The following is a 4,194-nucleotide window of genomic DNA, read 5'->3' on the forward strand; positions in this document are numbered from 1 at the left end:
CGGTCGTGGCGCATCCAAAAAGGGCCAGGAGGAATACCGCTGGGATAATTTTAAGAATGTATTTCTTTGCCCTTGGGTATGATACCGATACCGCGATCTCGTCGCCTAACTTATAGCTGCGCACGCACCTGCCTTATGTTATCTCAGATTATTTATCAAGCAGAATAAAGAGGCACTTCTTTAAAAACAAAATATCTTAACTTTGTTTTGTTAAGAAAGTATTACGTGGATATTAAGAATTGATTACAAGGGTCTGGCAAGAAAAAAAGGGTACCTAATTACTTCTAATCCTATGCATAATAGCAATTCACGGTCGCACAACATCAGGGTTGAGGTGTGACTCGACTGGGGTGTGGCGTTTGCGCTGGAATTGAGCCGAGTAGCATCGCCAAAGGCGTTGGCAATGACCGACCGTAGCTTCCTTACCCTCATGTTAATCGCAAACATTAAGACAAGAATCTGGACACGTTTTTTCGTTGGAATCCTCCTTCCGGTATTTGTCTTTTATGCTGAAATATCATGAACGCCCTGCCGTTGAAGACCCACCAGGTGTATCAAGAACAGTACGGGGATCAGGTATTGCCCGATTACCAGGAGAGTTAAGTCTACCGGTAAGACAGCAGTGTAATTAAAATACGCCATCAGGGCATTATCGATTCTATGGAAAAGATGGATGAAAAAGAGGAGTGCCAGTCCCGTGCATATGAGTGGAATCCTCCTGCGCCAGGGTACCGGTCTGGCGGCAAGAACAAGAGAGACAACTAAAACAACGCTGAAGGTCTCATAATAAAAGACGGTCTGGCTGGCGAGTGGTACATGGTAAGCAAATAGCGAAAACCCGAAAAGCACGAATCGATCCAAGAACCAGATGTACCAATGATGGACCTTTATCCAAACAAGGAAAAGGCAGCCCGATATCAAGCCGAATCTTGCCAGAAATCCGGCTGTCTTCAACGTAATGCCCTGCTTCCGCTCCCTGCCAAGCCATCTCATCCAGAGAACGCAGGCGAGTATCACCAGGATCATCGTGAAGACCTGCCCCAAATAAACGTGGACAACCTCAAAGAGCCTACGGTCATATCGTGTGACCATGAACGTTATTGCAAGCCGGGTGATGTTGCCCAGATAGAATGCAGGGATTCCGATTACGATACCTGCTGCCTTCTCTCCAACAGATGCCGGATAAAAGATTATGAAGCAGGTGAACAGGCCTACCGAAAATATCGGTGTACATTCGGGGATGATCTTGAACGCCACCCCGCCACCCGATACTGTGTCATTAGCGGTCGAGACAGAAATGCCAAAAACGTTCAGGACCAGGCCCAAGACCGCGGCAGTATGCTCATTAAGATGCTTCGTGAAAGACGGCGGCAGCACGTTTAACAAGAAGTAGAGGCCGATGCAGGTCAAAACAAAGGCTCCAATGGACCGAAAACGGGCAGAACCGACGATCTCCGATATGTTCTTCGTGGGCGGCATTGCTTTATTGCCAGCGGCTTGCTTCGCATCGCGCCTCCGTCTTGATTTCTTATTTGACATCGCAGAGTCTTATCTGTTTTCTTTTCTAGAAAGCACCCAAACGTTTATTTATCGGGCTGAATAGTATTCTTTATAATACACAACAAAAACAACCCGGACTGATTCTTTGATCGGTCCGGGTTCTCAGCCTGATTCGGGGTCAACTCAACATTCTTAGTCGATTTACTGATGTTTAATCTTTTTCCTCCTCGTGCTGATCAGCGCCGCCAGAATTGCAAGTGCGGCCACCAGTCCCCATGGGCCGAGCCCGGGGACAGACTGGGCCTGATCTGACGCATAACTCGCCTGACAATAGTCCGTGCTGCCGCCATTGAGCCCGGAACAAGTCCACGACCAGGGCCCGGTGCCGCTTACGACCGAAGGGTCTCCGGTTGAGCACAGATTTGTTGTCGGGCCGGATGAAAGCGTTAGGCCATTCGAGCTGCCGCATGCCCCATTGGTTGCATCAAGAGCGAAATTGGCGGTAATGGTCTGGTCGGTCGTTACATTTGTAACTATAAGAGGATTGCTGGTTGTCGTCTCAAAACCGTTCGTCCCGGTCCAGTTCAGAAAGTGATAGCCTGAGGTCGGAACCGCGGTCACCGAGGATGCGCTCAAGCCGTAATTGATCGTCTGGTTGATGAAGCCCGTAAGGCCGCCTCCTGTGCTGGAGTCGAAGGTGATTGTGAAGGTCTGGATGTTCGCCAAGCAGCTTGCATCACTGCCGCCGTTGCTTCCCGAACAGCTCCATGTCCATGGTCCAGTGCCGCTCACGGAAGTTCCAGTCCCCGAGGAGCAGAGATTCGAGCTGGGGGCTGTCGTGAATGTGCCGCCATTGCTGCTGCCGCATTGCCCGTTAGCTGCAAGCGGGGAATATAAGGTGCTCGCCTGCGCTGTTGTGGGAGTCAACGACACATTTCCGGCAGCGTCGATCCCCACGCTGTAGAATTCATAATATCCGGCGCCTGAAGGGTACGTGAAGGAGATCGTCCAGGGAGCTGTTGTGACGCTTCCGTAAGAGGTCCAGGCTCCCCAAGAGCTGCCGTCCGAAGAGTACCGGTAGAAATACTGAACCCGCGCCACGCTATCCTGGGCGCTCACCTGAAGAATCGGGGCGTTGCTGCCGTATTCCTTAGAGTCAAAGGCGTAGCTCGGCGCGGTGGCATCCGTAGAATCTTCGGTTGCGGCCCTGACCACGAGCGAGACGAGCTTATTGCCGCTCCACTTGCCCTGGGCAAAAGAGGTTACATCCCATGAATACCAGAGGCTTGAGGCCCCCGCGGCAAGGGTCTGCGTATTTAGAGCCGGGCCGAATGTCGGCTGGTTGGCCCAGGTTATGCTTCCTGTCCCGCTTTCGATCCAGCCGTCACTGTCGCCGCCATGCACTTCAGTCGGCAACGCTGCGCCGGCTGATTTCCAATTCCACAACTGAAGCGCCGCGCTTGAGATTGTAGAGCCCGCAGGAATGCCGGAGAGGTCGAACTTCAGCCAGGCCCGCTCGTCCTTATAGGCGCCTGAGTTGCTGCTCTGCACATACAGGTTAGTGGAAGTTCCGTAGTTGGAGCTCGGGCTGCCGCTCACGACCTGGGCATCGGCTGTTGGGGATATGTACCATGTCGCTGACGTTGCAGAAGCCGTTGAAGTCAAGGTCAAAGGCGAAGTGGTCACAGTTCCCGCCACAGGGTCTACGCTGGAGGAGACGCTGACGATCGCAGGGAAACTGTCCGTGCTCGCAACGGCGCTGTCACTGCGGAACCGTAAGGCATAACTCTCCATAGTGGGAACGCCGGAGATAAGAAGCATATCCCCCACATTGCCGGGGAGCGTCTTTGCCGCATAGCCAGTTGCGTCCCATACGGTTACGGTCTGGCCGTACTGGTCATATACCGTGCTTGCGCCAGCCTTCTTTGCATGGAACTGCACGTAGTGATTCTTGTAAGAGTCGTTCCAGAAAGACGCGATGGAAGGCATGAAGATCGGCTGTGCAAGGCTGTCGTCATGGCCGACAATTTTGAACTCTACGCCGTCGGCATAAATGCCCTCCTGGTCCACAAACTCAGGATTGCCACCGTAAAAGCTCCCTTTACCCCAGGTTTCGATAATGTCTCCCGGCCTGAGCCCGCCCGTCTTGAAGCCGAGGTAGCTGCGGTAGATTTCCTGCTCGGCTAAACGATTAGAGGTGTTGATCGAGCCGTCGGCGTTGACAAGGTCGGTCGGGACCTGCTTTGAGCCCCTTCTCGCGAGCGTCTCATCAGTCGCGTTGAGCAGGCGGACAAAGGCATACTCGTATACAGGTTTTGTGTCATTGTCGTTCATCATCGTCACAACAGCGCGGTATCCGCCCGAAAACTCGGTATTCAGATGATAGCGGTCTCCACCGACCGTGTATGCTTGGGCCTGATCAGGATGCTGATCGCGCATATAGTCCACAATGCCGTCGCGGCATAGGACGTTTGAGGTGAGCGGACTCGTATCGGACCACGTCCAGCCGGTGGGAGGGTGAGCGTACATATAACTGTTGATGGCGACTGTATAAGTGTGGTTCGTGTCAATAGGCTGACCGTTGAACTTGACACTCGTTGGTATGCCGTCAAAGGCGGTAACCTCGAGGGCACTGGAGAACCCCGTGTCCATGTTCGTCGTCTTGAGGAAGTTGATGATCTCCTGGCCCGTCAT

At 52.9% G+C, this 4,194-nt stretch carries 2 protein-coding genes; both read right to left on the reverse strand.

The genetic code is table 11. The features are described from left to right. Positions 1-504 precede the first annotated feature (504 nt). Positions 505-1,539 (reverse strand): exosortase H, encoded by a 1,035-nt coding sequence (gene xrtH, locus VMT62_17775; GenBank protein ID HVN98280.1) that lies wholly within the window; start codon positions 1,537-1,539, stop codon positions 505-507. Between the two features lie 162 nt (positions 1,540-1,701). Beyond that, the coding region (locus VMT62_17780; GenBank protein ID HVN98281.1) for a DNRLRE domain-containing protein at positions 1,702-4,194 on the reverse strand (2,493 nt) is incomplete at its 5' end.

The sequence above is a fragment of the Syntrophorhabdaceae bacterium genome (assembly GCA_035541755.1).
Taxonomy (GTDB): domain Bacteria; phylum Desulfobacterota; class Syntrophorhabdia; order Syntrophorhabdales; family Syntrophorhabdaceae; genus PNOF01.

Coding starts and splice junctions, on each gene's coding strand:
- xrtH (HVN98280.1), bottom strand. CDS start 1,539: ATGTCAAATAAGAAATCAAGACGGAGGCGCGATGCGAAGCAAGCCGCT.